Annotated in this window: 21 protein-coding genes; 12 read left to right on the top strand and 9 right to left on the bottom strand. The window is 73.6% G+C overall.

Annotation, left to right across the window (positions count from 1 at the left end; all coding sequences use genetic code 11):
- Positions 1–74: 74 nt before the first annotated feature.
- Together AAEM63_RS17305 and AAEM63_RS17300 are read left to right on the top strand one after the other, a co-directional pair.
- Positions 75–1,379 carry an APC family permease gene (locus tag AAEM63_RS17305; protein WP_341359454.1) on the top strand — a complete coding sequence of 435 codons (1,305 nt, stop codon included), beginning with the start codon at positions 75–77 and terminating at the stop codon, positions 1,377–1,379.
- A gap of 8 nt (positions 1,380–1,387) precedes the next feature.
- Complete coding sequence (locus tag AAEM63_RS17300; protein WP_341359453.1) at positions 1,388–1,744, top strand: GntR family transcriptional regulator; 357 nt, start codon at positions 1,388–1,390, stop codon at positions 1,742–1,744.
- Positions 1,745–1,822: 78 nt separating this feature from the next.
- On the opposite strand, the gene AAEM63_RS17295 is transcribed toward AAEM63_RS17300, so the two are convergent.
- From AAEM63_RS17295 to AAEM63_RS17285, 3 genes are all read right to left on the bottom strand, one after another.
- On the bottom strand, positions 1,823–2,383 hold the full coding sequence (locus AAEM63_RS17295) for a dihydrofolate reductase family protein (protein ID WP_341359452.1): 561 nt from the start codon (positions 2,381–2,383) through the stop codon (positions 1,823–1,825).
- A 143-nt stretch (positions 2,384–2,526) separates the two neighbouring features.
- A complete protein-coding gene (locus AAEM63_RS17290; protein WP_341359451.1) occupies positions 2,527–5,106 on the bottom strand; it encodes a DUF4153 domain-containing protein in 2,580 nt (859 codons plus the stop codon).
- Positions 5,103–5,789: a response regulator transcription factor gene (locus AAEM63_RS17285; RefSeq protein ID WP_341359450.1), complete on the bottom strand. Its 687-nt coding sequence runs from the start codon at positions 5,787–5,789 to the stop codon at positions 5,103–5,105. The genes AAEM63_RS17290 and AAEM63_RS17285 overlap by 4 nt, the downstream gene beginning before the upstream one ends.
- A gap of 125 nt (positions 5,790–5,914) precedes the next feature.
- Between AAEM63_RS17285 and AAEM63_RS17280 the strand changes: the two genes are divergently transcribed.
- Positions 5,915–6,928, top strand: a complete 1,014-nt coding sequence (locus AAEM63_RS17280; protein WP_341359449.1) for a crosslink repair DNA glycosylase YcaQ family protein — start codon at positions 5,915–5,917, stop codon at positions 6,926–6,928.
- On the opposite strand, the gene AAEM63_RS17275 is transcribed toward AAEM63_RS17280, so the two are convergent.
- Both AAEM63_RS17275 and AAEM63_RS17270 read right to left on the bottom strand, forming a co-directional pair.
- Positions 6,903–7,625 (bottom strand): hypothetical protein, encoded by a 723-nt coding sequence (locus tag AAEM63_RS17275; protein ID WP_341359448.1) that lies wholly within the window; start codon positions 7,623–7,625, stop codon positions 6,903–6,905. The genes AAEM63_RS17280 and AAEM63_RS17275 overlap by 26 nt on opposite strands.
- Before the next feature lie 224 nt (positions 7,626–7,849).
- Positions 7,850–8,452, bottom strand: a complete 603-nt coding sequence (locus tag AAEM63_RS17270; RefSeq protein ID WP_341359447.1) for an AAA family ATPase — start codon at positions 8,450–8,452, stop codon at positions 7,850–7,852.
- A 234-nt stretch (positions 8,453–8,686) separates the two neighbouring features.
- Here AAEM63_RS17270 and dnaK point away from each other — a divergent pair, with 234 nt between their 5' ends.
- The 4 genes from dnaK (at position 8,687) to AAEM63_RS17250 (ending at position 12,780) form a co-directional block, all read left to right on the top strand.
- The gene (gene dnaK, locus AAEM63_RS17265) at positions 8,687–10,558 is read left to right on the top strand and encodes a molecular chaperone DnaK (RefSeq protein ID WP_341359446.1); all 1,872 of its coding nucleotides are present in this window, start codon (positions 8,687–8,689) and stop codon (positions 10,556–10,558) included.
- The gene (gene grpE, locus AAEM63_RS17260; RefSeq protein WP_341359445.1) at positions 10,555–11,217 is read left to right on the top strand and encodes a nucleotide exchange factor GrpE; all 663 of its coding nucleotides are present in this window, start codon (positions 10,555–10,557) and stop codon (positions 11,215–11,217) included. Before dnaK ends, grpE begins: the two co-directional genes overlap by 4 nt.
- Before the next feature lie 67 nt (positions 11,218–11,284).
- Entirely contained in the window at positions 11,285–12,295 is a 1,011-nt protein-coding gene (locus AAEM63_RS17255; protein ID WP_341359444.1) for a DnaJ C-terminal domain-containing protein, read from the top strand.
- 62 nt (positions 12,296–12,357) lie between these two features.
- The gene (locus AAEM63_RS17250) at positions 12,358–12,780 is read left to right on the top strand and encodes a MerR family transcriptional regulator (RefSeq protein ID WP_341359443.1); all 423 of its coding nucleotides are present in this window, start codon (positions 12,358–12,360) and stop codon (positions 12,778–12,780) included.
- Positions 12,781–13,025: 245 nt separating this feature from the next.
- On the opposite strand, the gene AAEM63_RS17245 is transcribed toward AAEM63_RS17250, so the two are convergent.
- The 3 genes from AAEM63_RS17245 to AAEM63_RS17235 all read right to left on the bottom strand — a co-directional run bounded on the left by AAEM63_RS17245 (position 13,026) and on the right by AAEM63_RS17235 (position 15,722).
- Positions 13,026–13,787, bottom strand: a complete 762-nt coding sequence (locus AAEM63_RS17245) for a DUF222 domain-containing protein (protein ID WP_341361403.1) — start codon at positions 13,785–13,787, stop codon at positions 13,026–13,028.
- A gap of 30 nt (positions 13,788–13,817) precedes the next feature.
- A protein-coding gene (locus tag AAEM63_RS17240) for an IS3 family transposase (RefSeq protein ID WP_341358930.1) occupies positions 13,818–14,983 on the bottom strand; the annotation gives its coding sequence in 2 pieces (ribosomal slippage) (positions 13,818–14,737 and positions 14,737–14,983; 1,167 coding nt in all).
- A gap of 61 nt (positions 14,984–15,044) precedes the next feature.
- The gene (locus tag AAEM63_RS17235) at positions 15,045–15,722 is read right to left on the bottom strand and encodes a DUF222 domain-containing protein (protein WP_341359442.1); all 678 of its coding nucleotides are present in this window, start codon (positions 15,720–15,722) and stop codon (positions 15,045–15,047) included.
- 506 nt (positions 15,723–16,228) lie between these two features.
- Between AAEM63_RS17235 and AAEM63_RS17230 the strand changes: the two genes are divergently transcribed.
- On the top strand, positions 16,229–16,978 hold the full coding sequence (locus tag AAEM63_RS17230; RefSeq protein ID WP_341359441.1) for a histidine phosphatase family protein: 750 nt from the start codon (positions 16,229–16,231) through the stop codon (positions 16,976–16,978).
- A complete protein-coding gene (locus AAEM63_RS17225) occupies positions 16,975–17,883 on the top strand; it encodes an NAD(P)H-hydrate dehydratase (protein WP_341359440.1) in 909 nt (302 codons plus the stop codon). Before AAEM63_RS17230 ends, AAEM63_RS17225 begins: the two co-directional genes overlap by 4 nt.
- Here the strand turns inward: AAEM63_RS17225 and AAEM63_RS17220 are convergent.
- Positions 17,864–19,639, bottom strand: a complete 1,776-nt coding sequence (locus tag AAEM63_RS17220) for a BCCT family transporter (RefSeq protein WP_341359439.1) — start codon at positions 19,637–19,639, stop codon at positions 17,864–17,866. The genes AAEM63_RS17225 and AAEM63_RS17220 overlap by 20 nt on opposite strands.
- A gap of 103 nt (positions 19,640–19,742) precedes the next feature.
- On the opposite strand from AAEM63_RS17220, the gene AAEM63_RS17215 reads away from it, so the two are divergent.
- From AAEM63_RS17215 to AAEM63_RS17205, 3 genes are all read left to right on the top strand, one after another.
- The gene (locus AAEM63_RS17215) at positions 19,743–21,359 is read left to right on the top strand and encodes a methyltransferase (RefSeq protein WP_341359438.1); all 1,617 of its coding nucleotides are present in this window, start codon (positions 19,743–19,745) and stop codon (positions 21,357–21,359) included.
- 47 nt (positions 21,360–21,406) lie between these two features.
- Positions 21,407–22,264, top strand: coding sequence for an SDR family oxidoreductase (locus AAEM63_RS17210; RefSeq protein ID WP_341359437.1), 858 nt, complete (start codon positions 21,407–21,409; stop codon positions 22,262–22,264).
- Positions 22,265–22,497: 233 nt separating this feature from the next.
- Positions 22,498–23,574 carry an FUSC family protein gene (locus AAEM63_RS17205; protein WP_341359436.1) on the top strand — a complete coding sequence of 359 codons (1,077 nt, stop codon included), beginning with the start codon at positions 22,498–22,500 and terminating at the stop codon, positions 23,572–23,574.
- Positions 23,575–23,580 lie beyond the last annotated feature (6 nt).

Here is a 23,580-nt window from a genome sequence, read left to right as displayed (position 1 = left end):
TGTGCGGGGTGGACCTCCGGCCGCACCGCGTCGCCCCGGTTGCCCGGCCCGGACGGCGGCCCCACGCTTGCCCGATGGCCACCGACACCGCGGCGCCCTCACGCCTCCGGCGGGGCATCACCCCGCCCCTGCTGTTCCTGTTCATCCTCGGGGACGTCCTCGGCGCCGGCATCTACGCCCTGGTGGGGGTCCTGGCGGAGGAGTCGGGCGGCACCATGTGGGCGCCGCTGCTCCTTGCGCTGGCGATGGCGATGCTCACCGCCGCCAGCTACGCCGAGCTCGTGACGAAGTACCCGCGGGCCGGGGGAGCGGCGGTCTTCGCCCAGCGGGCCTTCCGGCGACCCCTCGTCTCCTACCTCGTCGGCTTCTCGATGCTGGCCGCCGGTGTGACGAGCGCCGCGGGCCTCTCGATCGCCTTCGCGGGCGACTACCTCGCCACCTTCGTCGACGTCCCGGCGGTCGTCGCGGCCCCGGTGTTCCTCGTGCTCCTCGCGCTGCTCAACGCGCGCGGTATCAAGGAGTCCGTCCGCTCCAACGTGGTGATGACGGTCGTCGAGGTCTCGGGCCTGGTCCTGGTGATCGTCGCCGTCGCCGTGGCCGTCGGCGGGGGCCAGGGCGACGCGGGCCGCATCCTCCAGACCCCACCAGGGGTCTCCGCAGGGGCGGCCGTGCTCGGCGGGGCGCTCATCGCCTTCTACTCCTTCGTCGGGTTCGAGGTCTCGGCCAACGTCGCCGAGGAGGTCCAGGACGTCAGCCGGGTCTACCCCCGCGCCCTCTTCGGTGCGCTGCTCGTCGCGGGGGTCGTCTACGCCCTCGTCGGGATCGGCTCGGCCGTCATCATGGAGCCGGGCGAGCTCGCCGGCTCCTCCAGCCCGCTGCTCGACGTCGTCGAGGCGACCGGCGTCGGCGTGCCCGCGTGGGCCTTCAGCGCGATCGCGCTGGTCGCCGTCGCGAACGGCGCCCTGCTGACGATGATCATGGCCAGCCGCCTGGCCTACGGGATGGCCGACGAGGGGCTCCTCCCCGCCCCGCTCACCCGGGTCCTGCCCCACCGCCGGACGCCGTGGGTGGCGATCGTGGTGACCACGGCGATCGCCGTCGCGCTGACCCTCGTGGGCGACCTCGCGGTGCTCGCCGAGACGGTGGTGATGCTGCTGCTCCTGGTCTTCATCAGCACCAACCTGGCCGTGCTCGTGCTGCGCCGCGACCGGGTGGAGCACGAGCACTTCCGCACCCCGGTCGTGCTGCCGGTGCTGGCGCTGGTCTCCTGCGCCGTCCTGCTCACCCAGCAGTCGGCCCGGGTGTGGGCGTTCGGCGGGGTCCTGCTCGCCGTCGGCGTGGTCACGCACGTGGTGGTGCGCCATCGCGTGCGTGCTTGACTCGCCCCATGGACGTCGTCATCGACCCCGCCTCCGACGTGCCGCCGTTCGAGCAGCTGCGCACGCGCCTCGCCGCGGACATCACCTCCGGCGCCCTCGCCGCGGGTACGCGCCTGCCGACCGTGCGCACCCTCGCGGCGGAGCTGGCCCTCGCCACGAACACCGTCGCCCGGGCCTACCGCGAGCTCGAGTCGGACGGGTTCATCGAGACCCGGGGCCGTCACGGCTCCTTCGTCAGCGCCCAGGGCGACGCGGCCGGTCGCCAGGCGCAGGAGGCCGCGTCGGCCTACGCCGAGCGGGTGCGCCACCTCGGCGTCGACCCCGCCGTCGCGCTGCGGTACGTCGAGCGGGCCCTGGGCCTGTAGCGGACGGGCGGCGGCCTACCGCACGACGACGGCCGTCTGCTCCGCGACGACGGCAGTCTGCTCCGCGACGGTGGCCGTCTACTCCGCGACGGTGGCCGGTGCCTGGCGTGGGGTGGGCCGGTAGACGAGGTGGAGCACCCCTGTCGGGAGGGTCTCGGAGGAGACGAGCTCGAGCGGGGTGTGCTCGACGCCGTCGGTCCAGCGGCGCTCGCCCGGGACGACGACCGGGTCGACGAGGAGGTCGAGCTCGTCGAGGAGCCCCGCGCCGAGGAGCGAGCGCACCGTCGTCAGGCTCCCCGACATGCCGATGGTGCCCGGGGTCCGCTCACGCAGCTCGCGCAGCTGGCCGAGGTTGCGCACGACCGTCGTGCCCGCCCACCCCGGGTCGGTGAGGGTGGTGGAGAGGACGTACTTGGGCACCGGGTTGATGAAGTCGGCGAAGTCGTCGCTGTCGTTGTCCGGCCAGTAGCGGGACCACTGGTCGTACAGGACACGGCCCATGAGGTAGGCCTCGCACCGGCTCGTGTGACGGTCGACCGCCTGGCCCATGGCCTCGTCGAAGTACGGGCCGTGCCACCGGTCCGGGTGCTCGGCCGAGCCGTCGAGGGTGGTGAACAGGTTGACGGCGATGCGTCCCATGGGGCTGCTCCTCGCTGGGGGTCACGGGGTGGCCGCGACGCCGTCGCGCTGCGCGGGTCCGGCCGTTCCCGCACCGTAGCCCGACGGGGGCCGGTGCGGTACCCCTCGCCGTCGCGCCGGCCGCGGGCCCCCCGTCCGCCCGGTCAGGGGCAGCGGGCGTCCGCCGGCGCGGCCTCCAGGGCCTCGGCGGCGCGGGTCCGGCCGAGGTTCCACGACAGGGGGTCGTCCGCGTCGGGTGGCGACTGCCGCTCCACCACGCAGGCCGCCAGACCCGCCGGCAGCCCCTCGAGGACGACGGGCGTCGCGTCCGGGCCGAGCGAGGCGAGGTAGTCGACGTCGACCTTGCCGGTCGCCTCGAACCGCTCGATGTTCTGGCGCGCCACCCACGCCTCGGGGTTGACCGCCCCCAGGACCAGCAGGAAGACGGCGGCGGAGACCAGCGCGGCTCGGGGGAGCCACCACCCGGACCACCGGATCCCGGCGACCATGACGAGGACGACGACCAACCCCAGCCAGAGCTCGAAGGCGTCGACGAGGACGCGGAGCACCGTGAAGCCGAAGGCGTCCTGGTAGACGGACATGCGGAAGAGCGCGGAGGCGACGACGACGAGGGTGAGGGTCAGCAGGAGCCCCAGCGCCACGCGGAGCAGGAGCCGGTCCCGCGGTGTCGTCCGGGGTGCGCGGCGCACCGTGAGCGCGACGGTGAGGAGGGTGAGGGTCGTGGCGACCGTCAGCTGGCCGAAGCCCTGGTGGACGTAGTCGGCGTAGCTCATCCCCGTCACGCGGCGCACGTAGTCGTGCCCGCCCCACATCGCCGAGGCCTGCGCCACCACGAAGACGGCGAACACCGCGACGACGAGGCCGACCGGGACCAGCCACTCCCAGGCACGCACGGGCCGCGGCGCGGGCGGCGTGAGGGTCTCCACGCGCGGCGGGTTGAGCGAGAGGTACGCCCCGGCGAGCACGACGCCGCCGACGAGGACGAGGACGAACACGCGCAGGATGATCGAGTCCCACGCGAGGTCCGGGACCAGCGGCGAGACCCACGAGCCGAAGATCGCGTCGCCAGAGGCGAACAGGCCGCCGAAGACGACGAGCGCGACGAGGGAGACCGCGGCGGTGCGCAGCACCGGCCAGAGCATGCGGTGCCGCGAGAGGGCGGACGCCGTCCGGCTGAGCAGGGGCAGGCCCCGCAGACCGGACAGGGGCCACGCGAGCGCCCCGGCGAGGACCGCGGTGAGGCGGCGCGCGTCCGTCAGGGCGGTCGTGACCAGCAGGGCGACGACGAGCAGGGCGAGCACGGCCAGCCACTCGGCGGCCCGGAGGACGACGAACGACCCGAGCCCGACGGCCAGCGCGGCGGAGAGCACCGTCCAGGGGCGGGTGCGCCGTGGGGAGACGAGGAGGATGACGGCCCCGCCGAGGAGGAGCACCACGAGGGCGCCGAGGCCGAGGTTGCGCTCCGGGAGCACGACCGCCCCGAGCGCTCCGACGGCGAGCGAGGCCAGGAACGGGGTCGTCGCCGTCGCGAGGCCGGACTCGGGCCAGATCTCGCGCAGGGCACCGTCGACCGCGGACGGCGGCCGGCTCGTCGCCGTGGCGGCGGGTGGGGGCAGGGCGGGCACGGCGTGCTCGGTGCTCATGGGTCTCTCCTCGGCGGTGGGGCGGTGCGTGGCACCAGGTGCGTGGGTGACGGGCGGGGACGTGGGGCCGGCGACCGGGCCCGGCCGGCGGGGCAGGACCGCCCGGACGCGGGCGCCGGTCGACCCGGACGGCACCACGGCGATGGACCCGCCGTGCAGCTCGCACACCCAGCTGGCGATCGCCAGACCCAGGCCGGTGCCGCCCCCGCCGTCGCCGGCCGCGGCGCCGAAGCGGAAGATCCGCTCCTCGTCGCCGTCGGCGATGCCGGGGCCCTCGTCGCGCACCTCGAGGGACCACCGCTCCGGGTCGTCGGCGGACGCGAGGACGGTGACGGTGGCGCCGGCGGGGGAGTGGCGTGCGGCGTTGTCGAGGAGGTTCGCGACGACCTGGGCGAGGCGGCCGGCGTCGCCGGTGACCGTGAGGTCCTCCGGCCGGACCTGCGTGACGTAGCGGACGTCGCGGGCGAGCCGTGCCTCGGCGACGGCGTCCGCGACCAGGTCCGCCACGCGCACCGGGGCGAGGTCGAGGTCGGCCGTGCCGTCGACGCGGGTGATGTCGAGGAGGTCGCCCACGAGGTCGCTGAGGCGCTCGGCCTGCGCGAGGGCGCTGGCCAGGGCGACGTCGTCGGGGCGGACGACGCCGTCGACGAGGTTCTCCAGGAGGGCGCGCTGAGCCGTCAGGGGGGTGCGCAGCTCGTGCGAGACCGTGGCGACGAGGCGGCGGCGCTGCTGGTCCGCCGTCGCCAGGTCGACCGCCATGGTGTTGAAGGCGCGTGCCAGCCGGCCGACCTCGTCGGCCGAGGTGTCCGTGACCCGCAGCGAGTAGTCGCCGGTGGCCATGCGGGCCGCCGCCGCGGTCATCTCGCGCAGGGGCGCGGTCATGCCGCGGGCGAGGGCCTGGGTGACGGCGAGGGCGGCGGCGACGGTCACCGGCAGGGTCATCCACAGCGGGGCGCCGGCGCGGCTGCCGATCTCGGCGACGAGAGCGGCGGCGACCACGCTGAGGCCGACCAGCAGGCCGATCTTGAGCTTGATGGAGCCGACGGCGTCCAGGGGGCGCCCGGCCGGGTCGGGCGTCATCGCAGCTCCACCGCGTAGCCGACGCCGTGGACCGTGCGCACACGTTCCGGGCCGATCTTCGTGCGCAGGGCCCGGACGTGGGTGTCGAGGGTCCGCGTGCCGCGCGCGTCGGCCCAGCCCCAGACCTCGCGCATGAGGTCCTCCCGGGTGCGGACGACGCCGGGCTCGGCGGCGAGGGTGGCGAGCAGGTCGAACTCGAGGGGGGCGAGGTGCACCTCCGTGCCGCGCACCCACACGCGGCGGGCGGCCCGGTCGAGCGTGACCTCGCCGAGCTCCACGCGCGGTGCGCCGGCGGCGGCGAGCTCCCGCGCCCGCTCGACGCGCCGGAGCAGGGCGCGGATGCGTGCAACGACCTCCCGCTGCCGGAAGGGCTTCGTCACGTAGTCGTCGGCGCCGACCGCGAGGCCGACGAGGACGTCGGTCTCCTCCACGCGGGCCGTGAGCATGAGCACCGGGACGGGGCGGACGGCCTGGATGCGGCGGCAGACCTCGATGCCGTCGAAGCCCGGCAGCATGACGTCGAGGACGACGAGGTCCGGGGCCTCCCGCTCGAAGGCCGCCACCGCGCCCGGGCCGTCGTGGGCCTGGACGACGTCGAAGCCCTCGGCCACCAGGCGGTCGGTGAGGGCCTGGTTGATCGTGGGGTCGTCCTCGACGACGAGAAGTCGTGCGGCGTGCTCCATGGTCCTGAGCCTAGGAGCGGCGGCGTGCTGAGTCGGTGGGGCACATGTGAGGGTCCTGCAAGGAATGCGGGACCGTCGCAGGTGTTCCTCGCCGCCACCGGGCGCGCCCTCGCTAGCCTGGCCCCATGCCGCTCCAGCTGACGCGGTCCGACGTCCTGGCCTTCCGCCGCTCCGTCGGTGCGCTCGACGAGCGGCGCGCACCCGGGAGCGATGCGCTCCGCCGGGCCGCCTGGGCGGGACTCCAGGACAGCACGCCCCGTTCGGCTCTCCTCTCGCTCCACGCACGCCTGACCGGCGTGACGTCCGACGCGTGGGAGGACCCCGCGCTCGTGCAGGTGTGGGGCCCGCGGTTCAGCGCCTACGTGGTGCACGCGGCGGACCGGGCGGTCTTCACCGTCGGCCGGCTCCCGGTCGACGCTCGCCGTCGGGCCGAGACGCAGGCGCTCGCCGACCGCCTCGAGGACTGGCTCGGTGGCGAGGCGGCGACCTACGGGGCCGCCGGACGAGGACTGGGCGTCGCCCCCAACAGCCTGCGTTACGCCGCCCCCACCGGCCGGGTGCTCATCCGCTGGGACGGTGCCCGGCAGCCGGTGGTGCGGATGGTTCCGCCGCCCGACGTCGACCCGGCGGAGGCCCGGCTGGAGCTCGCCCGGCGCTACCTGCACGTGTTCGCGCCGGGGACGCCCGAGGGCTTCGCGAGCTGGGCCGGGGTGAGGCCGCGCGCCGCCGTCGCGACCGTCGAGGCCCTGCGCGACGAGCTGACGCCGGTGAGGACCGCCGTGGGCGATGGGTGGATCCTCGCGGCGGACGAGCCGGCGTTGCGTGCCCCGGACGGATCTCCCGCGCACGTCCGGCTGCTCCCCAGCGGGGACGCCTTCACGCTCCTCCAGGGAGTGGACCGGGAGCTCCTCGTGCCCGACGCCGGCCGGCGGGCGCAGCTCTGGACCCCACGCGTGTGGCCGGGGGCGGTGCTCGTCGGGGGTGAGGTGGTCGGCACGTGGCGACGTGCCGGGGGCGTCGTCACGATCGCCGCGTGGACGACCCTGTCCCGGGAGGACCGCGACGCGGTCGAGGCGGAGGCGACGTCGTTGCCGCTCCCCGACGCCCTGACGGTCACCGTTCGCTGGGCCGAGAGCTGAGCGGTCGAGCGAGCTCGAGCAGACGACGTGCCACGAGCACCGCGAACACCGCCCAGGGCGCGAGCGACGCCATGGCGAGCACCAGGCCGACCGTGCCGAAGTTCGACGGCACGGCCATCAGCGCCGCGGCCACGAGCCCCCACATCGCCGTCGCCCGGCTGAAGGCGCTGCTCCGGTACATCAGGACCGCCAGGACGAGCAGCGTCACAAGGTTGAAGAAGTAGTAGACGTCGAACGCGGTGCCCATCCAGGTGGCCAGCATCCCGTCACCCGTGGCGACCAGCGCGACCTGCTCCGCCGGGCCGGCCTCACCGTACGCGCGGGCGAGGGTGAGCATCTCGACGGGCCGCGGCGAGGCCATGTAGGCGGCCATCCCGAGCACGCCGAAGGCCAGTGCCACCACGACGGCGGACCGGCTGACGCGCCACAGCACGACGGCGAGGGCGAGGTAGAGCAGGAACGCGAGGAGGTTGCTCACGACGTAGAGCGCGTCGAGTGCGAGGACACCACGGACCGGGTTGTCGAGGAGCACCTCGAACAGCTCCACGGTGGTCTCCGGTGGTGGCCAGACCAGGTAGATGCCGACCTGCACGATGATGAGCGCGACGCTCGCCAGCGCCACCCAGGCGCCGGTGACGAGAAGTCCCGACCACGGCGAGAGGTCGTCCCGCACCCGTCGTTCGTCCACGGCAACCATCGGTCCTCCGATCCCGGCGGCCGACGTCACGATCCCGACTGTCGGCGTCAGTCCATCCTGCGACCGTCCGCCCTGCGCGCCTCCGGTCAGCGTCCCGCTCTCGTGCGCCGGCCGGCAGGTACGGAGGTCCCGGCGTGGGTCAGGCGCGCTCGCCGGCGGCGGGTCAGGATCGCGGTGCCAGGTCGGGTTCGGGTTGGGGGTCGGGCGGAGGTTGCGGGTCGGGCTCAGGGATCGGTCGTCCCTCGCCCGCTCGGGTCTCCGGCGGCCAGCGTGGTGACCGGCCCGGCAATCCAGTGCTCGATCTCCGGCCAGCTGCGAAGGCGCACGACCGTGAGGTCCGGCCGCCGCCGCCGGAGGTCGGCGACGCGCGCGGCGGTCTTGCGGTGGGTCGTCCAGGCCCACCGCACGATGTGTTCGCGGTCGGTGAGGATCGTCCAGAGCGGTGGCTCGACGTTGCCGTTCCACAGCTCCTGCCGACGTCGCCTCCGGACGACGGTGCGCACGACCACCTGACGCATGACCCGTGCGCGCGGCAGATCGAGCCAGACGAGGAGGTCCGCTCGCTGCGCCAGGACCGCACGGACGGAGCCGTACTGCCACTCCGTCACCCAGGACGGCTCCGCCACGAAGCGCTGCACGTCGGCCTCGAAGGTCGGCCGCGGCGTCCAACCGGGTCCGTGGTACAGCGCGTCGATCTCCACGTGCTGGACTCCCAGCCGCTCAGCGATGCGACGGGCGGTGCTGGTCTTGCCCGCCCCCGAGGTGCCGGCGACGAGGATGCGAGCCGGTCGGTCGAGGAGCGGGTCGGCAGGTCCCAGCAGCGGCATGCTTCCCACGCTAGCGAGCCGTTCGAGGTGGGCCGGCCGCCCGCCCCCGATGCGCTGTGCCGAGACCGGTTCCCGGGACGGGGAACAACGACGCCCCGTCGATAGTTGAGCCTGGCAGACTCAAGTTCGGCACCGCCGAGTTGACATGACCGGATGGCGGGGGAAACTTGAGTGCATACGACTCAACATGGAGCCGGCGACCCGTGCCGGCCCGCGACGAAGGAGCGAACGCACATGGCACGAGCGGTCGGAATCGACCTGGGCACCACCAACTCGGTGGTCGCCGTCCTCGAGGGTGGCGAGCCCACCGTCATCGCGAACGCCGAGGGTGCCCGCACCACCCCGTCGGTGGTCGCCTTCAGCAAGTCCGGCGAGGTGCTGGTCGGTGAGGTCGCCAAGCGCCAGGCCGTGACCAACGTCGACCGGACCACCGCCTCGGTGAAGCGTCACATGGGCACCGACTGGTCCAAGGAGATCGACGACAAGAAGTACACGCCGCAGGAGATCTCCGCGCGGATCCTCGGCAAGCTCAAGAAGGACGCCGAGTCCTACCTGGGTGAGCCGGTGACCGACGCCGTCATCACCGTCCCGGCCTACTTCAACGACGCCGAGCGTCAGGCCACGAAGGACGCCGGTCAGATCGCCGGCCTCAACGTGCTGCGCATCGTCAACGAGCCCACTGCTGCCGCGCTGGCCTACGGCTTGGAGAAGGGCAAGGAGGACGAGCTCATCCTCGTCTTCGACCTCGGTGGCGGGACGTTCGACGTCTCCCTCCTGGAGGTCGGCAAGGACGAGGACGACTTCTCCACGATCCAGGTCCGCGCGACCAACGGCGACAACCGTCTCGGTGGCGACGACTGGGACCAGCGGATCGTCGACTGGCTGGTCAAGCAGGTCAAGAACAAGGACGGCGTCGACCTGTCCAAGGACAAGATCGCCCTGCAGCGACTGCGTGAGGCCGCCGAGCAGGCGAAGAAGGAGCTCTCCTCGGCGACGAGCACCAACATCTCCCTGCAGTACCTCTCCATGAGCGAGGCCGGGCCCATCCACCTCGACGAGAAGCTCACGCGGGCCGCGTTCGAGGAGATGACCAAGGACCTGCTCGAGCGCACCAAGCAGCCGTTCCACAACGTCATCAAGGACGCCGGGATCTCGCTGTCCGACATCGACCACGTCGTCCTCGTGGGTGGCTCGACCCGCATGCCGGCCGTGACGGAGGTCGTGAAGGAGCTGACCGGCGGCAAGGAGCCCAACAAGGGTGTGAACCCGGACGAGGTCGTGGCCGTCGGTGCCGCCCTGCAGGCCGGTGTCATCAAGGGTGACCGCAAGGACGTCCTCCTCATCGACGTCACGCCGCTGTCCCTGGGCATCGAGACCAAGGGCGGGGTGATGACCAAGCTCATCGAGCGCAACACGGCCATCCCGACCAAGCGCTCGGAGGTCTTCTCCACCGCTGAGGACAACCAGCCGAGCGTGCTCATCCAGGTCTTCCAGGGCGAGCGCGACTTCGCGCGGGACAACAAGCCGCTGGGGACGTTCGAGCTGACCGGGATCGCCCCGGCCCCGCGCGGCATGCCCCAGATCGAGGTCACCTTCGACATCGACGCCAACGGCATCGTCCACGTCTCCGCCAAGGACCGTGGCACGGGCAAGGAGCAGTCGATGACCATCACCGGCGGCTCGGCGCTGCCCAAGGACGAGATCGACCGCATGGTCAAGGAGGCCGAGGCGCACGCCGCCGAGGACCACAAGCGCCGCGAGGAGGCCGAGCTGCGCAACACCGCCGAGCAGCAGGTCTACTCCACGGAGAAGCTCCTGACGGACAACGCCGACAAGCTCCCCGAGGAGGTCTCCACCGAGGTGCGCGGCGCCGTCGACGCCCTGAAGAAGGCGCTCGAGGGCGACGACGTCGAGGCCGTCAAGACCGCGCAGGCGGACCTGACGACCAAGAGCCAGAAGATCGGTGAGGCGCTCTACGCCCAGCAGGCCTCCGAGGGTGCGCCCGCCGGTGGCCCGCAGGGTGCGCCCGGCTTCGACGACACCGCCAAGGCGGCCGACGAGGACGTCGTCGACGCCGAGATCGTCGACGACGAGGAGACCAAGTGACGCCCCACGACGCCACCCCTCACGACGCCACGCCGGACGAGGCGGCCGACAAGCCGCACGTCACCGACAAGCGGCGGATCGACCCGGAGACCGGCAGGAGGCGGGACGCGGCGGACGCCGCCGCCCCTGCCGGGCCGGGAGCCGACGCTGCCGACGCCGCCGCGACCGACGCCGCGGCTCCGGGTGACGAGGTGACCGGCGAGGACGAGCTGGGCAGGGCCAGGGCGGAGGCCCTCGACCTGGCCGACCAGCTCGCCCGGCGCAGCGCCGAGGTCTACAACGTCCAGCAGGAGTACAACAGCTACGTCCGCCGGTCCAAGGCCGACGCGGCCGCGCAGCGGCAGGCCGGCGTCAACGAGGTCGTGGAGTCGTTGCTGGGGGTGCTCGACGAGATCGAGCTCGCCCGTCAGCACGGGGACCTGACGGGCCCGTTCGCCGCCATCGCCGAGAAGCTCGAGACCGCGCTCGCCCAGCGCTTCGCGGTCGAGCGCTACGGGCAGGTGGGCGAGGAGTTCGACCCCGAGGTCCACGAGGCGCTCATGCACAGCACGGACGCCGAGGCGAGCGCCACCACGGTCACGCAGGTTCTCCAGCCGGGCTACCGTGCCGGTGACAGGGTGCTGCGGGCCGCTCGCGTGGCGGTCAGCAGCCCCGCGTGAGCAGGACGGCCCAGGTGCCGCGGCGGGCGACCGCCGCGGCACCGCACGATCGAGGAGGTGAGGCGGGATGACCGGACAGGACTGGCTGGAGAAGGACTTCTACGCCATCCTCGGCGTCGCGAAGGACGCCGACGCCGACGCGATCAAGAAGGCCTACCGCAAGCTGGCTCGCCAGCACCACCCGGACCACAACCCCGACAACGCCCAGGCCGAGGAGCGGTTCAAGTCCGTGGGTGAGGCCTACGCCGTGCTGTCCGATCCCGAGCAGCGCAAGCAGTACGACGCGCTGCGCGCGATGGCGGGAGGCGGCGCGAGGTTCTCGGCCGGCTCCGCCGGTGGCGGCGGCACCGCCGGGTTCGAGGACCTCTTCGGCTCGATGTTCGGGCAGGGCGCGCCCGGCGGGGCCCGGGTGCGCTACAGCACCCAGGGGCCTGCCGGTGGTGCTCAGGGCACCCAGGGCTTCGAGGACATCCTCTCGGGGATGTTCGGGGCCGGCTCCTCCGGGTTCGGGTCCCGGCGTCGCCCCCAGCGGGGGGCCGACGTCGTCGCGAACGCGACGCTCCCGTTCCGGCAGGCACTCACGGGCTCGACCGTCCAGCTGACGGTCGACGGCCGGCAGGTCAACACGCGGATCCCGCCCGGCGTCCACGACGGGCAGCGGATCCGCATCCGCGGCAAGGGCCGCCCCGGCGCCAACGGCGGGGAGGCCGGCGACCTCATCGTCACCGTGCACGTCGAGCCGCACCCCGTCTTCGCGATCGACGGCAAGAACGTGCGCATGAACGTCCCGATCACGTTCGACGAGGCCGCCCTCGGCGCGACGATCGAGGTGCCCACCCTCGACGGCAGCCCCGTGAAGGTGAAGATCCCGGCCGGCACACCGTCCGGGCGCACCCTGCGGGTGCGGCGCAAGGGTGTCGACGTGCCCAAGGGCTTCGACGGCGACCTGCTCGTCACCGTCAACGTCGTCGTCCCGAACAAGCTGTCCTCGGCTGCCCGGGACGCCGTCAAGGCCTTCGCCGACGCGAACGGCGGGGCCAACCCGCGGGTGGGTCTCGCGGAGATGGCCGCGCAGTAGCGACTACGCGGGGACGGTCCGGCGTTGCCGGACGGGACTCGCGGATGGAAGGAGGTGGTTCGGTGTTCGAAGGTGCCCGTGAGGACGCCCCGGTGCTCACCATCTCTGTCGCCGCGGGCCTGGCCGGCATGCATCCGCAGACCTTGCGTCAGTACGACCGGCTCGGGCTCGTGGAGCCCCGTCGGACCCGTGGGCGGGGCCGGCGCTACACCTTCCGTGACGTCGCCGTGCTCCGGGAGATCCAGCGGCTCAGCCAGGAGGAGGGGATCAACCTCGCCGGCATCAAGCGGATCCTCGACCTCGAGCGCGAGCTCGAGCGGACCCGGGCCCAGGTGGAGCACCTGCGCGCGTTCGCCGAGCCAGGCAACCGCATCTTCGCGGCCGGGCCGTCCGGGGACGTCGTGGCGGTCCCGCGGGGCACCCGTGTGCGCCGCGTGAGCACCACCAGCGGCGGCGCCCTCGTCCTGTGGCGGCCGCAGCGCTGAGAGGTAGAGCGGCGAGACGTACCTCGTTGAGAAGTAACCGCTGAGAGGCACCAGGTCGCACGAAGGCCCTCCGACGCACGAGCGTCGGAGGGCCTTCGTGCGTGGTGGGCTCGACGGCGTGACGGGCGTGCCTCGCCGTGACGGGCGTGCCTCGCCTGGTCCGGCCCGGGTGGTGCGCGAGGACGCGCGGTCTGCCGGAACGTGCGCCTGTGGGGTGCTGTCGTGGCGTGCGTTCTGAGTACGCGCTAGTAGGGCGGGTCGCCGGTGGGTGGGGGGCCGGGTGGTCGGGTGGGGTGGCGGGTGTAGGTGTGGCCGGTGGGGGAGGTCCAGGTGATGGTGCCGGTGCCCGGGTCGCGGGTGACGGTCCAGGTGCCGGTGGTCTTGAGGTTGTGGTGGCGTCGGCACAGGGAGTGGAGGTTGTCCTGGCAGGTCTGGGGGTCGGTGTCGGGGTTGTTCGCGGTGGTGGGGTCGTGGGGGTCGATGTGGTCGAGGTCGGTGCGGGTGGCGGGTTGGCGGCAGCCGGGGAAGGTGCAGGTGGTGTCGCGGGCGATGATGTGGCGGGTCAGGTCCGCGCCGGGGCGGTAGGCGCGGGTGGCCAGGTGGTGGTACTCGCCGGTGTCGGGGTCGGTGAACAGGGCCCGCCAGGTCCCGTCGGCGGCGATGGTGCGGGCGAGGTCGGCGGGGATGGGCCCGTACCCGGCCAGGTGGGCGGGGTGTTCGCCCAGGCCCAGGAGGGTCCCGGCGGGGATGGTGACCTGGATGTGGGGGTGCTGGCCGTGGCGGCGGGGCAGGGGCTTCCCGGTCAGGTCCAGGCCGTGGGTGAGCAGGTGGGTGAAGGTGTCGGTCAGGACGTCGGCGCGGAGCTGGTCGCGGGTACGGGTCTCCCCGGGTGCGGTCGCGGAGTCGGCGAGGGCGTCGAGGTAGGTGCGGATGGTGTGGGCGTGGTCGGCGCGGATGTAGGCGACCAGGTAGGCCATGGCGTCGGGGGCGTCGGTGGACTGAGGGATTGAATCCGGACCGCTGATTGCTGCTTCTTTTCAGGCGGCTCTGTGCGTTTCGTACCAGGCGTGCTCGACCTCGTTCGGTGTGCGATACCCGAGGGTCGAGTGGAGCCGCTTTTGATTGTACCGCAGCTCAATGTACCGGGTGATATCTCGGACGGCGTGACCCCGGGTGGGATAGGCGGTACGGTGAACTCGCTCGACCTTCAGGGTCGCGTTGAAAGATTCGGCCCAGGCGTTATCGTAGCAAATGCCGGTGCGCCCGACCGAACGGGTCACGCCGACCGCGGCGGTGAACTCAGCGAACGCCGCCGACGTGTATTGCGTGCCCCGGTCGGAATGAAAGATGGTCACGCCGGGGCGGATATGACCATTCCTGTTCGCCATACCCAAGGCGTCGGTGACGAGCTCGGTGCGCATGTGCTCGGCCAGCGCGTAGCCGACGACCTTCTTGGAGAAGCAGTCGAGCACGGTGGCCAGGTACACCCAGCCCTGCCAGGAGGGGATGTACGTGATATCGCCGACGAGCTTTGCCCCGGGCTCGGTGGCGGTGAAGTCCCGCTCGAGCAAGTCGGGCAGGTCACCGGCGTCCGAGGCGATCGTGGTCACCGGTCCCTTAGCGCGCGGCTGACAAGCCACCAGGCCGCGTTCGGCCATGATCGCCCGGACAGTCTGCTCGTCGCAGTACCGGCCCGTGCGGGCCAGCGCGGCGGCGATGCGGCGGTAGCCGTAGGTGCCGTCGGAATCGGCGAAGAGGTGCTCGATGACCTCGCCGAGCTCGGCCCGCCACCGCGCGGTGGCCGACGGTGCCCGGTCCCTCCACTCGTAGTAGCCGGCCCGGGACACCTGCGCCCAGGAGCACATGTTCCGCACGGAGTAGTTGCCTTCCTCGCTGGAGATGAACGCGAACTTCGCGCTCACCGGTACTCCTTCGCGAAGAAGGCCGCCGCTTTTCCCAGGAACTCACGCTCGGCTTTCAGGTCACGGACCTCTTTACGCAACCGAGCCAGTTCATTCCGTTCCGACTCGGTCACCTCCGGCTCCTCCCCGGCGTGCTCGCGCCGATACGCATTGACCCAGTTCCGTAACGTCTCCGCGCCAACGCCGAACTCGCGCGCCACGTCGGCGACCGTCCGCGAGGAACTAATGACCGCGCGCACCGCCTCGGTCTTGAACTCCGGAGTGAACTTTCGTGGAGCCATCGAATCCCTTCCAATTCTCCCAAGGATTCTACCTTGGGGGTCCTGGTCCAGATTCAATCCCTCACCTCACGGTGATGGTCACGGCCCGGTGGGTGTGGGCGCGGTCGTGGCGGCGGGCCGCGGCGGCGGGGTCGGCGGCCGTCGCGGCGGTGCGCAGGGCCTGGCGCAGCTGGGGTGGGGTGAGCTCGGGGGCCTGGTCGAGGAGGGTGGTGGCCAGGGCGCGCTGGTCCTCCAGGGTCAGGCCGGTCTCGTCCTGGGTGAGGATCTGGGCCTTGCGGGGGTCGATCCGCCCGGTGGTCAGGGCGTCGGCGACCTCGGGGAACTGGGCCAGGATGCCCGCGGTGTGGGTGCGCCGCTCGGCGGCGTGGTGGGTGATGCCCAGGCGGGCGGCGACCTCGTCGGCGACCCGGGCCAGGGCCGAGGTCCCGGACCCGCGCCGGGCGAGGAGCTCTTCGATGGCCCGGGCCTGGGCGGCGGTCGCGGCCGAGATGAGCCGTTCGTGCGCGGCGACGGCCTCGACCAGGGCAGCGTCCGTGGCATCGGCGACGGCCAGGCCGGCCAGGGCCGCGGTCAGGGCCGGGCCCGGGAGCATCCGCTCGAGCCGGGCCGCGACCGGGTCGACCAGGACGAACCGGCCCGGCAGCCGCTCCCCGACAAGCTCGACCAGATCGGCCGCGGCGACCTCGATCGGGCCGGTCCCGGCCCGGGACGGGACCGCGGAGGGGGCGTGGTCGGCCATGACCCGGCCCCGCGCCCGGGCCGTCGCCGCGGTCCGGGCACCCGCCCGCCGCACCGCCTTGGCCCCCCGACCATGGCGCGAGCGACCGGCGCGCCGCGCCCGCGCGCACGCCCCCGCCAGGTACCCCTCGACCTCGGCCTCGAACCACGAAGCCTCCCCGCCAGCAGCAGGAGCGGGCGCAGGAGCCGGAACAGGAGCAGGAGCGGGCGCAGGCGCAGGCGCAGGAACGGGAGCGGTTTCGTCGACGCGGCCCGCGTCGCGCTCGCCAGACACGGGCACGCGACCGGTCTTCCCGGGACCACCCGGAAGAGCCTGCGAACCACCGTCCTGAACCATGCATCGAACCTACATTCGACCACCGACATCGACCCCCGACCGGCGCAGATCCGCCGTTCGGGCCGCGGAGAAGCTCGATGAGTGGATGGTCACCTCGTACGGAGTGCCCGATGGTCGTTGCCGGCCCGCCCCGCCGTGCGCACCGGCCGTGACCGTCCTACGTTCACCCCATGTCTCTGGAGATCCTCCTCGTCCGCCACGGTCAGAGCACCGCCAACGTCGCCGCCGCCAGGGCCGAGTCGTCCGGCGCCGAGCTGATCGAGGTCGACGCGCGCGACGCCGACATCACCCTCTCCGAGACCGGGCTCGATCAGGCCAGGGCCCTCGGCAGCTGGCTGCGCTCGCTCCCGGACGACGCTCGCCCGGACCTGGTCTGGTCCTCGCCGTACCGCCGCGCGCTCGACACGGCACGCACCGCGCTGGCCGAGGCCGGCATCGACGTCCCGGTCCGCACGGACGAACGCCTGCGAGACCGCGACCTCGGCATCACGGACATGCACACCCAGGCCGGGATCCGCGCGCGGTACCCCGAGGAGGCCGAACGGCGCGAGTGGCTCGGCAAGTTCTACCACCGTCCCCCGGGCGGGGAGTCCTGGGCCGACGTCGCCCTCCGGGTCCGGTCCGTCCTCGCGGACCTCGAGCGGCTCGGGGAGGGGCGGGTGCTCGTCAGCGCCCACGACGTCGTCATCATGATCTTCCGGTACGTGTGCGAGGGGCTGGACGAGGAGACCGTGCTGGACGTCGCGCGGACGGACGGCGTGCGCAACGCGTCGGTGACCCGGATCGCGCAGAACGGCCCGGCGAGCTGGCGGCTCGTGGACTACAACATCGACACCCACCTCACGGACCGTGGCGTGTCGCCCACCGACGAGCCGGCGGTGGGGGAGCAGGAGTCGGCGGACGAGGACGCCGCACCATGACGCGCCAGAGGCCGCGTGACGCCGGCGGGGCCGGGCCGGCCGCCCCCGACGCCCTGCCGATCATGCCGACGATGCTCCGCGAGTGGCGCCTGCCGGAGCCGTCCGGGACGAAGTACGGACGCGGCCAGGTGCTCGTCATCGGCGGCTCGCGCGCCACCCCCGGAGCCGTGCTGCTCGCCGGCCTGGCAGCGCTGCGGGTGGGCGCCGGCCGCCTCACCCTGGCCGTGGCGGAGTCGGTCGCGCCCGCTCTCGCGGTCGCCGTCCCCGAGGCGGGGGTCCGCGGCCTGGCGGAGGACGACGACGGCGAGGTCAGCGGCACGGGCGTCGAGGATCTCGGCAAGGACCTCGAGCGCAGCGACGTCGTCCTGCTCGGTCCCGGTCTCGGCCGGCCGGAGGGGACCGCGCGGTTGCTCACCGCCGTCGTCGCCGCGCTGCCGGAGGACACCCCCGTGGTGCTCGACGCCTTCGCGCTCGGGGTCCTGCCCGACCTCCCCGACGTCGCACGGTCCCTGGCGGGTCGGCTCATCCTCACCCCCAACCTCGAGGAGGCCGCACGTCTGCTCGGGCGCGAGGAGATCGAGGATCCCGACGACGCCGCGGTGGCCGTCGCGCGGGAGTACCGGGCCGTCGTCTCCTGCCGGGGCAGCATCTCCGAGGGCGAGCGACTCTGGCGGGCCACCACAGGTCACACCGGGCTCGGCACCTCGGGCAGCGGTGACGTGCAGGCGGGCGCGCTGGCGGGCCTGCTGGCTCGCGGCGCCGAGCCGGCCCAGGCCGCGGTCTGGTCGACCCACCTGCACACCAGCGCCGGGGACTCGCTCACCGCACGCGTCGGCAAGGTCGGCTTCCTCGCGCGGGAGGTGCTCGACGAGCTCCCCCGCATCCTCAACGAGCTGACGGTCTGAACCGCTGCCACCACGGGCGCGGCACGTCGTCGAGGTGCTCGGGGACGGCGCCGGCCCGGTCGTCCATGTGCTCGGACAGGGCGACGGCCACCCGGTCGTCCACGTGCACGCCGAAGTGGTCGCCGAACCCCTCGGTGAGCTCGGTGCGCACCCGGGTGCCCACGTGGTGGGCGAGCTCCTCGCGGCGCTGACGCCGCTCGGCGCGTACGAGCACCGCGTGCTCGTCCCGCAGCGCGCGGTAGGTGGCCACGCACATGCCGATCATCACCAGGCTCACCGGCAGCGCCGTGAGGATCGCCGCCGTCTGGAGGGCCGCGAGGCCGCCGGCCAGCAGCAGGGCGATGGCCACGAGACCTTCGAGGGTCACCCACACGACCCGGCTCCACCTCGGCGGGTCGATGTCCCCGCCGGAGGCGAGCATGTCCACGACGAGCGAGCCGGAGTCGGAGGAGGTGACGAAGAAGACCGCAACGAGGATGATCGCGATGACCGACAGCACGCCAGACGCGGGCAGGGTGCCGAGGAAGTTGAAGAGCACGGCCTCGGAGACGATGCCCTCCTCCGGGTCGAACAGCCCGCCGTTGAAGTCGTCCCACGCCTGGCGGATGGCGCCCCCACCCATGACGGTGAACCACACGAACGTCACCGCCGTGGGGACGAGCATGACGCCGAGGATGAACTCCCGGACGGTGCGCCCGCGCGAGATCCGGGCGATGAACACGCCCACGAACGGCGCCCAGGAGATCCACCAGCCCCAGTAGAAGATCGTCCACGAGCCCTGCCAGGCGAGCCCGTCGGCGCCGGTGTACGCGGAGGCGTTGAAGGTGAGCTGGACGATGTTCTGCAGGTAGCTGCCGAAGGACTGCACGAGGTCGCGCAGGAGGAACAGCGTCGGCCCGAGCAGGAGGACGGCGACGAGGAACACCCCGGCGAGGCCGAGGTTGATGTTCGAGAGCCACTTGATGCCGCGCCCGACCCCGCTGAGCACCGACGTCAACGCGATGAGCGTGATGACGGTGATGAGCACGATGAGCAGGCCGTCCGACGGCTGCCCGACGGCGCCGAGCCGCACCAGCCCGGCGGAGATCTGCTGCACGCCCAGCCCCAGCGACGTCGCCACCCCGAAGAGCGTGCCCACGATGGCGATGACGTCGATGGCGTCGCCGGTCCGTCCGCGGAGCCGGTCACCGAGGAGCGGCTCGAGGGCCCACCGGATCGAGACCGGACGCCCGCGCCGGTGGATGGCGTAGGCCAGCGAGAGGCCGACGACGGCGTACACCGCCCAGGCGTGGAAGCCCCAGTGGAGGAAGGTCTGGGTCATCGCCGCCTCGGCCCGCTCGACGCGCGTCTCGGCGCCGGCTCCCGGCTTGGGGTTGACGAAGAACGTCAACGGCTCCGCCGCGCCCCAGAACACCAGGCCGATCCCCATGCCGGCGGCGAACAGCATCGCGAACCAGGACATGAGGCCGAACTCCGGCTCGTCCTCGTCCTTCCCCAGCTTGATGTCACCGAACCGGCTCATGCCCATCCACAGGGAGAACACGACGAAGCCGGCGACGACGACGACGAAGTACGGACCGAACCCGGCCACCACCGAGCCCTGCAGGGTGCCGAGGACCGCCGCGGTCCGCTCCGGCAGGGCGATGGCGAGGGCGACGGCGACGACGATGATGGCCAGGGCCGGGAAGAAGACCGCCGGGGCCTGGACCCGCCGGTCGTGGGGGGCCCGGACCCGGGCGCGCGTGGCTTGCGACATGACGTCCTCCAGGGGCCGGGGAGAGGGTCGCTAAGAACCTAACCCCGCCCGCCGCCGGGCACCATCGGGCAGAGCGGCCGGTGCGGCGCATACGCTCACGCGCATGACCGAGCCGGCGCAGAAAACCCCCCGTGCCGCCTCGCCGGCGGACGTCGACGCGCTGCGCGCGGACCTCGCCGGCGCGGCCTTCACCGTCGACGGCGTGGGCGCACTCCTCGACGACGTCGCCGCCGCCGCGCTCCACCGGGAGCAGCGGCTGCCCGCCCTCGTCGCCGCCCGGTCCGCCGAGGAGCCGGCCGCCGCCCTCCTGCGGGTGTTCATGCTCGGCGACGACGTCCCGCGCGCCCTGCTCGACCGGGCCCTGCCGCGCACCGGCACCGCCGGCGCGCAGCGGCTCGGTCTGGTGCTGGCCGCGGGCGACGGCGCGGGCGACGACGTCCGGGGCGCCGTCGACCTGCGTCCCTACGCCGCCCACGACGCGGCGGGGCCGGCGCACTGGTGGATCGCCTCGGACCTCGGTGAGGCCGCCACCGGGCGGCCGCTCGGGCGCGACCACGTCCTGGGCATCGGCGGCGCATCGACCACCCTGGCGCAGATCACGGTGCGCGACCGGCGCGAGCGCACCCTCGACCTCGGCACGGGGTGCGGCGTCCAGGCCCTGCACGCGGCCCGCCACAGCGGCTCCGTCGTCGCGACCGACATCTCCCGGCGGGCGCTGGGCTTCGCCCGGTTCAACGCCGACCTCGCCGGGGTCCGGCTCGACCTGCGCGCCGGCTCCATGCTCGAGCCGGTCGCACGCGAGCGGTTCGACCTCGTCGTGTCCAACCCGCCCTTCGTCATCACACCGGCATCGGTGCACGCCGCGGGCCTGCCGGTCATGGAGTACCGCGACGGCGTGCGCGCCGGCGACGACCTCGTCGCCGACCTCGTCGCGGGGGTGGGGGATCACCTGGCCCCGGACGGCGTCGCCCAGCTCCTGGGGAACTGGGAGCACCACGCGGGCGAGGACTGGCGCGAGCGCGTGGGCCGGTGGCTCGACGTCGCCGGCCTGGACGCCTGGGTGGTGGAACGGGAGGTGCAGGACCCGGCTGAGTACGCCGAGCTGTGGCTGCGCGACGGAGGCCTGCGGCCCGAGGTGGACCGGCCGCGCTACGAGGCCGCCTACGAGGCCTGGCTCGCGGACTTCGCGGCCCGCGGCGTCGAGGGCGTCGGCTTCGGGTACGTCCTCCTCCACCGGCCCGCCGGCACGCGGACACCGTGGCGGCGGGTGGAGGCGGTCACCGGCCCGGTGCGCCAGCCGCTCGGCGCGCACGTCGCCGAGGTCCTCGCGACCCGCGAGTGGCTCGCCGGCGTCGAGGTGGCCACGGGACCGGCGGTGGCCACGGGACCGGCGGTGGCCGCGTCCGGCACCACGACGACGCCCGGTCTCGCCGGCGAACGGCTGGTGGTGGCCGCCGACGTCACCGAGGAGCGGTACCTCGAGCCCGGCGCCGAGGACCCCCGGGTCCTCCAGCTCCGGCAGGGCGGCGGGCTGGGGCGCGTGGTCCGGCCCGGCACCCTCGTCGCCGGCGCGGTCGGGGCGTGCGACGGCGAGCTCACGCTCGGTCAGATCGTCGCCGGTCTCGCCGCGCTCCTGGACGTCCCCGCCGACGACGTCGCCGCCGAGGTCCTGCCCGCGGCCCGCGACCTCCTCCTCGACGGGTTCCTCCGCCGCGTATGACGGACGTCCCGCGTGCGGGCACCGCCGCGCCGTCCCACCATGGGCTCATGGCTTCCGACACCTCGAAGATCCCCGCCCAGCAGCAGCAGTGGCCCGGGACGACGTCCTCCCTCGACCCCACGCCCGACCACGGCGAGGCCAGCTGGACCGGTCGCGACCGGCTCACCGGGAAGAGGGCGCTCATCACCGGCGGCGACTCCGGCATCGGCCGCGCCGTGGCCATCACCTTCGCCAAGGAGGGCGCCGACGTCGCCATCAGCTACCTCCCGGAGGAGCAGGCCGACGCCGAGGAGACCCGCAAGCAGGTCGAGGCGACGGGGCGCACCTGCGTGCTCCTGCCCGCCGACCTGCGCACCGAGGCGGCCGCGGTCGAGGTCGTCACCGGCGCCGTCGACGGGCTCGGCGGGCTGGACGTCCTCGTCTCCAACGCCGCCTACCAGATGAGCCACCAGGGCCTCGCGGAGTTTCCCGGCGAGCAGATCGTGCGGACCTTCGAGACGAACGTCTTCGCCACCTTCTGGCTGGCCAAGGCCGCGGCGCCGCACCTGCGCCCGGGCAGCAGCATCCTCGTGACGACGTCGATCCAGGCGTTCGAGCCCTCCGAGCCGCTCCTCGACTACGCGGCGACCAAGGCGGCCCTGAACAACCTCACCGTGAACCTCGCGGCCGAGCTCGGCGAGAAGGGCATCCGCGTCAACGCGGTCGCCCCCGGACCGATCTGGACGCCGCTCATCCCGTCCACGATGCCCGAGTCGAAGGTCGAGGGCTTCGGCGCCGACACCCCGCTCGGTCGCGCCGGGCACCCGGTCGAGGTGGCGTCGGCCTTCGTCTACCTCGCGAGCGACGAGGCGAGCTACGTCTCCGGGACGGTCCTCGGGGTCACCGGCGGTCGAGCGGTCTTCTGACGGCAGGGTTCGGCCCGCGCCGGCCCGCGCCGACCCGGCCGGCCCGGCCGGCCCGCGCCGGTCCGGCCGGCCTGGACGAGCCGCCGGGCCCGTGGGGCGGCGCCAGGGCCGGCCGGATCCGCACGGCGGGTCCCGGGTCAGCCGGATCCGCACTCGACGGGTCATCGGGGTGTGAACGGTGTCGCACCCCGTCCCGATCGCGGCCCCGCTCCTCCTCGCGCAAGATGGGCGCGATGACTCCCGACCCCGCCGCCGTGCGCAGGACCTGGTCGAGCCACCCGCGGCTCTCCCTCGCCCTGCGGGCGGCGATCGCCGCGGCCCTGGCGTGGTTCGTCGCCCACCTGGTGCCCGGGCCGGTCGCGGACTACCCGTACTACGCCCCGCTCGGCGCCGTCATCGCGACGACGTCCAGCCTGGCCGGGTCGGTCCGCGAGTCGCTCCAGGCGGTGGCCGCGATCACCCTCGGCGCCGCCGTCGCGCTGGGCGTGGCCGCCGTCAGCCCGTCCGACTTCGCCCCGCTCACGGTGGCCGTCGTCGTGCTCGTCGGCGTGTTCCTGGCGGGCTGGCCGCGCCTGGGCTCGATGGGCAGCTGGGTGGCGACGGCCTCGCTGTTCGTCCTCATCCTCGGCCGGGGCGACCCGGTCGGGTTCATCGGCGCGTACACCGGCCTCACGCTGGTCGGGGCCGCCATCGGCGTCGCGGTGAACTGGGCATGGCCCCCGCTCCCGCTCACGCCCGCCCAGATGGCCCTCGACGCGACCCGGCGCACCCTCACCCGGCAGCTCGAGGACCTCGCCGAGGGCCTGGAGCAGGACCAGCCGCCCGACCCGGACGAGTGGGCGGCGCGCCGCCGCAACCTCGACCCGCTGCTGCGGCGCATGCGCGACAGCGTCCAGGATGCCACCGACGCCCAGCTCTGGAACCGGCGGACCGCGCGCTACCGGGAGAGCATCGAGCGCCAGGACCGGCAGTCCCGCGCCCTCGAGCGGGCCGCCCTGCTGGTGGAGGACCTGACGATCCTGGTGAGCGAGGAGGAGCACGCCGGCCTGGAGCGGGTGGCCCTCGGTCCGGGACTCCGTCCGCGCGCCGCCGAGGCGCTGCGCCGCCTGGCCGCCGTCTACGAAGGCGTCCGGGGCTCGAGCGAGCACACCGCGGAGGTCCCGCTCGCCACCGAGGCGATCGCGGACCTCGCCCACGCCGTCCACGAGGCGCAGGCCCGCGGCGAGAACACCGATACGGCCGCCACCCTGGTCGTCACCCTGCGACGATGCCTCCAGGCCGTCACCGACCCACCGAGGAGACTGCGATGAGACGCC

It is taken from the genome of Georgenia sp. M64, assembly GCF_038049925.1.
GTDB lineage: Bacteria > Actinomycetota > Actinomycetes > Actinomycetales > Actinomycetaceae > Georgenia.
The sequence above is the reverse complement of the archived record's forward strand: the minus strand, read 5'-3'. Positions and strand labels throughout refer to the sequence as shown.

Bases quoted from the DNA above. Each gene is read 5' to 3' on its own strand.
- AAEM63_RS17305 (WP_341359454.1), top strand. From the start codon at position 75: ATGGCCACCGACACCGCGGCGCCCTCACGCCTCCGGCGGGGCATCACC.
- AAEM63_RS17300 (WP_341359453.1), top strand. From the start codon at position 1,388: ATGGACGTCGTCATCGACCCCGCCTCCGACGTGCCGCCGTTCGAGCAG.
- AAEM63_RS17295 (WP_341359452.1), bottom strand. From the start codon at position 2,383: ATGGGACGCATCGCCGTCAACCTGTTCACCACCCTCGACGGCTCGGCC.
- AAEM63_RS17290 (WP_341359451.1), bottom strand. From the start codon at position 5,106: ATGACGCCCGACCCGGCCGGGCGCCCCCTGGACGCCGTCGGCTCCATC.
- AAEM63_RS17285 (WP_341359450.1), bottom strand. From the start codon at position 5,789: ATGGAGCACGCCGCACGACTTCTCGTCGTCGAGGACGACCCCACGATC.
- AAEM63_RS17280 (WP_341359449.1), top strand. From the start codon at position 5,915: ATGCCGCTCCAGCTGACGCGGTCCGACGTCCTGGCCTTCCGCCGCTCC.
- AAEM63_RS17275 (WP_341359448.1), bottom strand. From the start codon at position 7,625: ATGGTTGCCGTGGACGAACGACGGGTGCGGGACGACCTCTCGCCGTGG.
- AAEM63_RS17270 (WP_341359447.1), bottom strand. From the start codon at position 8,452: ATGCCGCTGCTGGGACCTGCCGACCCGCTCCTCGACCGACCGGCTCGC.
- dnaK (WP_341359446.1), top strand. From the start codon at position 8,687: ATGGCACGAGCGGTCGGAATCGACCTGGGCACCACCAACTCGGTGGTC.
- AAEM63_RS17255 (WP_341359444.1), top strand. From the start codon at position 11,285: ATGACCGGACAGGACTGGCTGGAGAAGGACTTCTACGCCATCCTCGGC.
- AAEM63_RS17235 (WP_341359442.1), bottom strand. From the start codon at position 15,722: ATGGCCGACCACGCCCCCTCCGCGGTCCCGTCCCGGGCCGGGACCGGC.
- AAEM63_RS17230 (WP_341359441.1), top strand. From the start codon at position 16,229: ATGTCTCTGGAGATCCTCCTCGTCCGCCACGGTCAGAGCACCGCCAAC.
- AAEM63_RS17225 (WP_341359440.1), top strand. From the start codon at position 16,975: ATGACGCGCCAGAGGCCGCGTGACGCCGGCGGGGCCGGGCCGGCCGCC.
- AAEM63_RS17220 (WP_341359439.1), bottom strand. From the start codon at position 19,639: ATGTCGCAAGCCACGCGCGCCCGGGTCCGGGCCCCCCACGACCGGCGG.
- AAEM63_RS17215 (WP_341359438.1), top strand. From the start codon at position 19,743: ATGACCGAGCCGGCGCAGAAAACCCCCCGTGCCGCCTCGCCGGCGGAC.
- AAEM63_RS17210 (WP_341359437.1), top strand. From the start codon at position 21,407: ATGGCTTCCGACACCTCGAAGATCCCCGCCCAGCAGCAGCAGTGGCCC.
- AAEM63_RS17205 (WP_341359436.1), top strand. From the start codon at position 22,498: ATGACTCCCGACCCCGCCGCCGTGCGCAGGACCTGGTCGAGCCACCCG.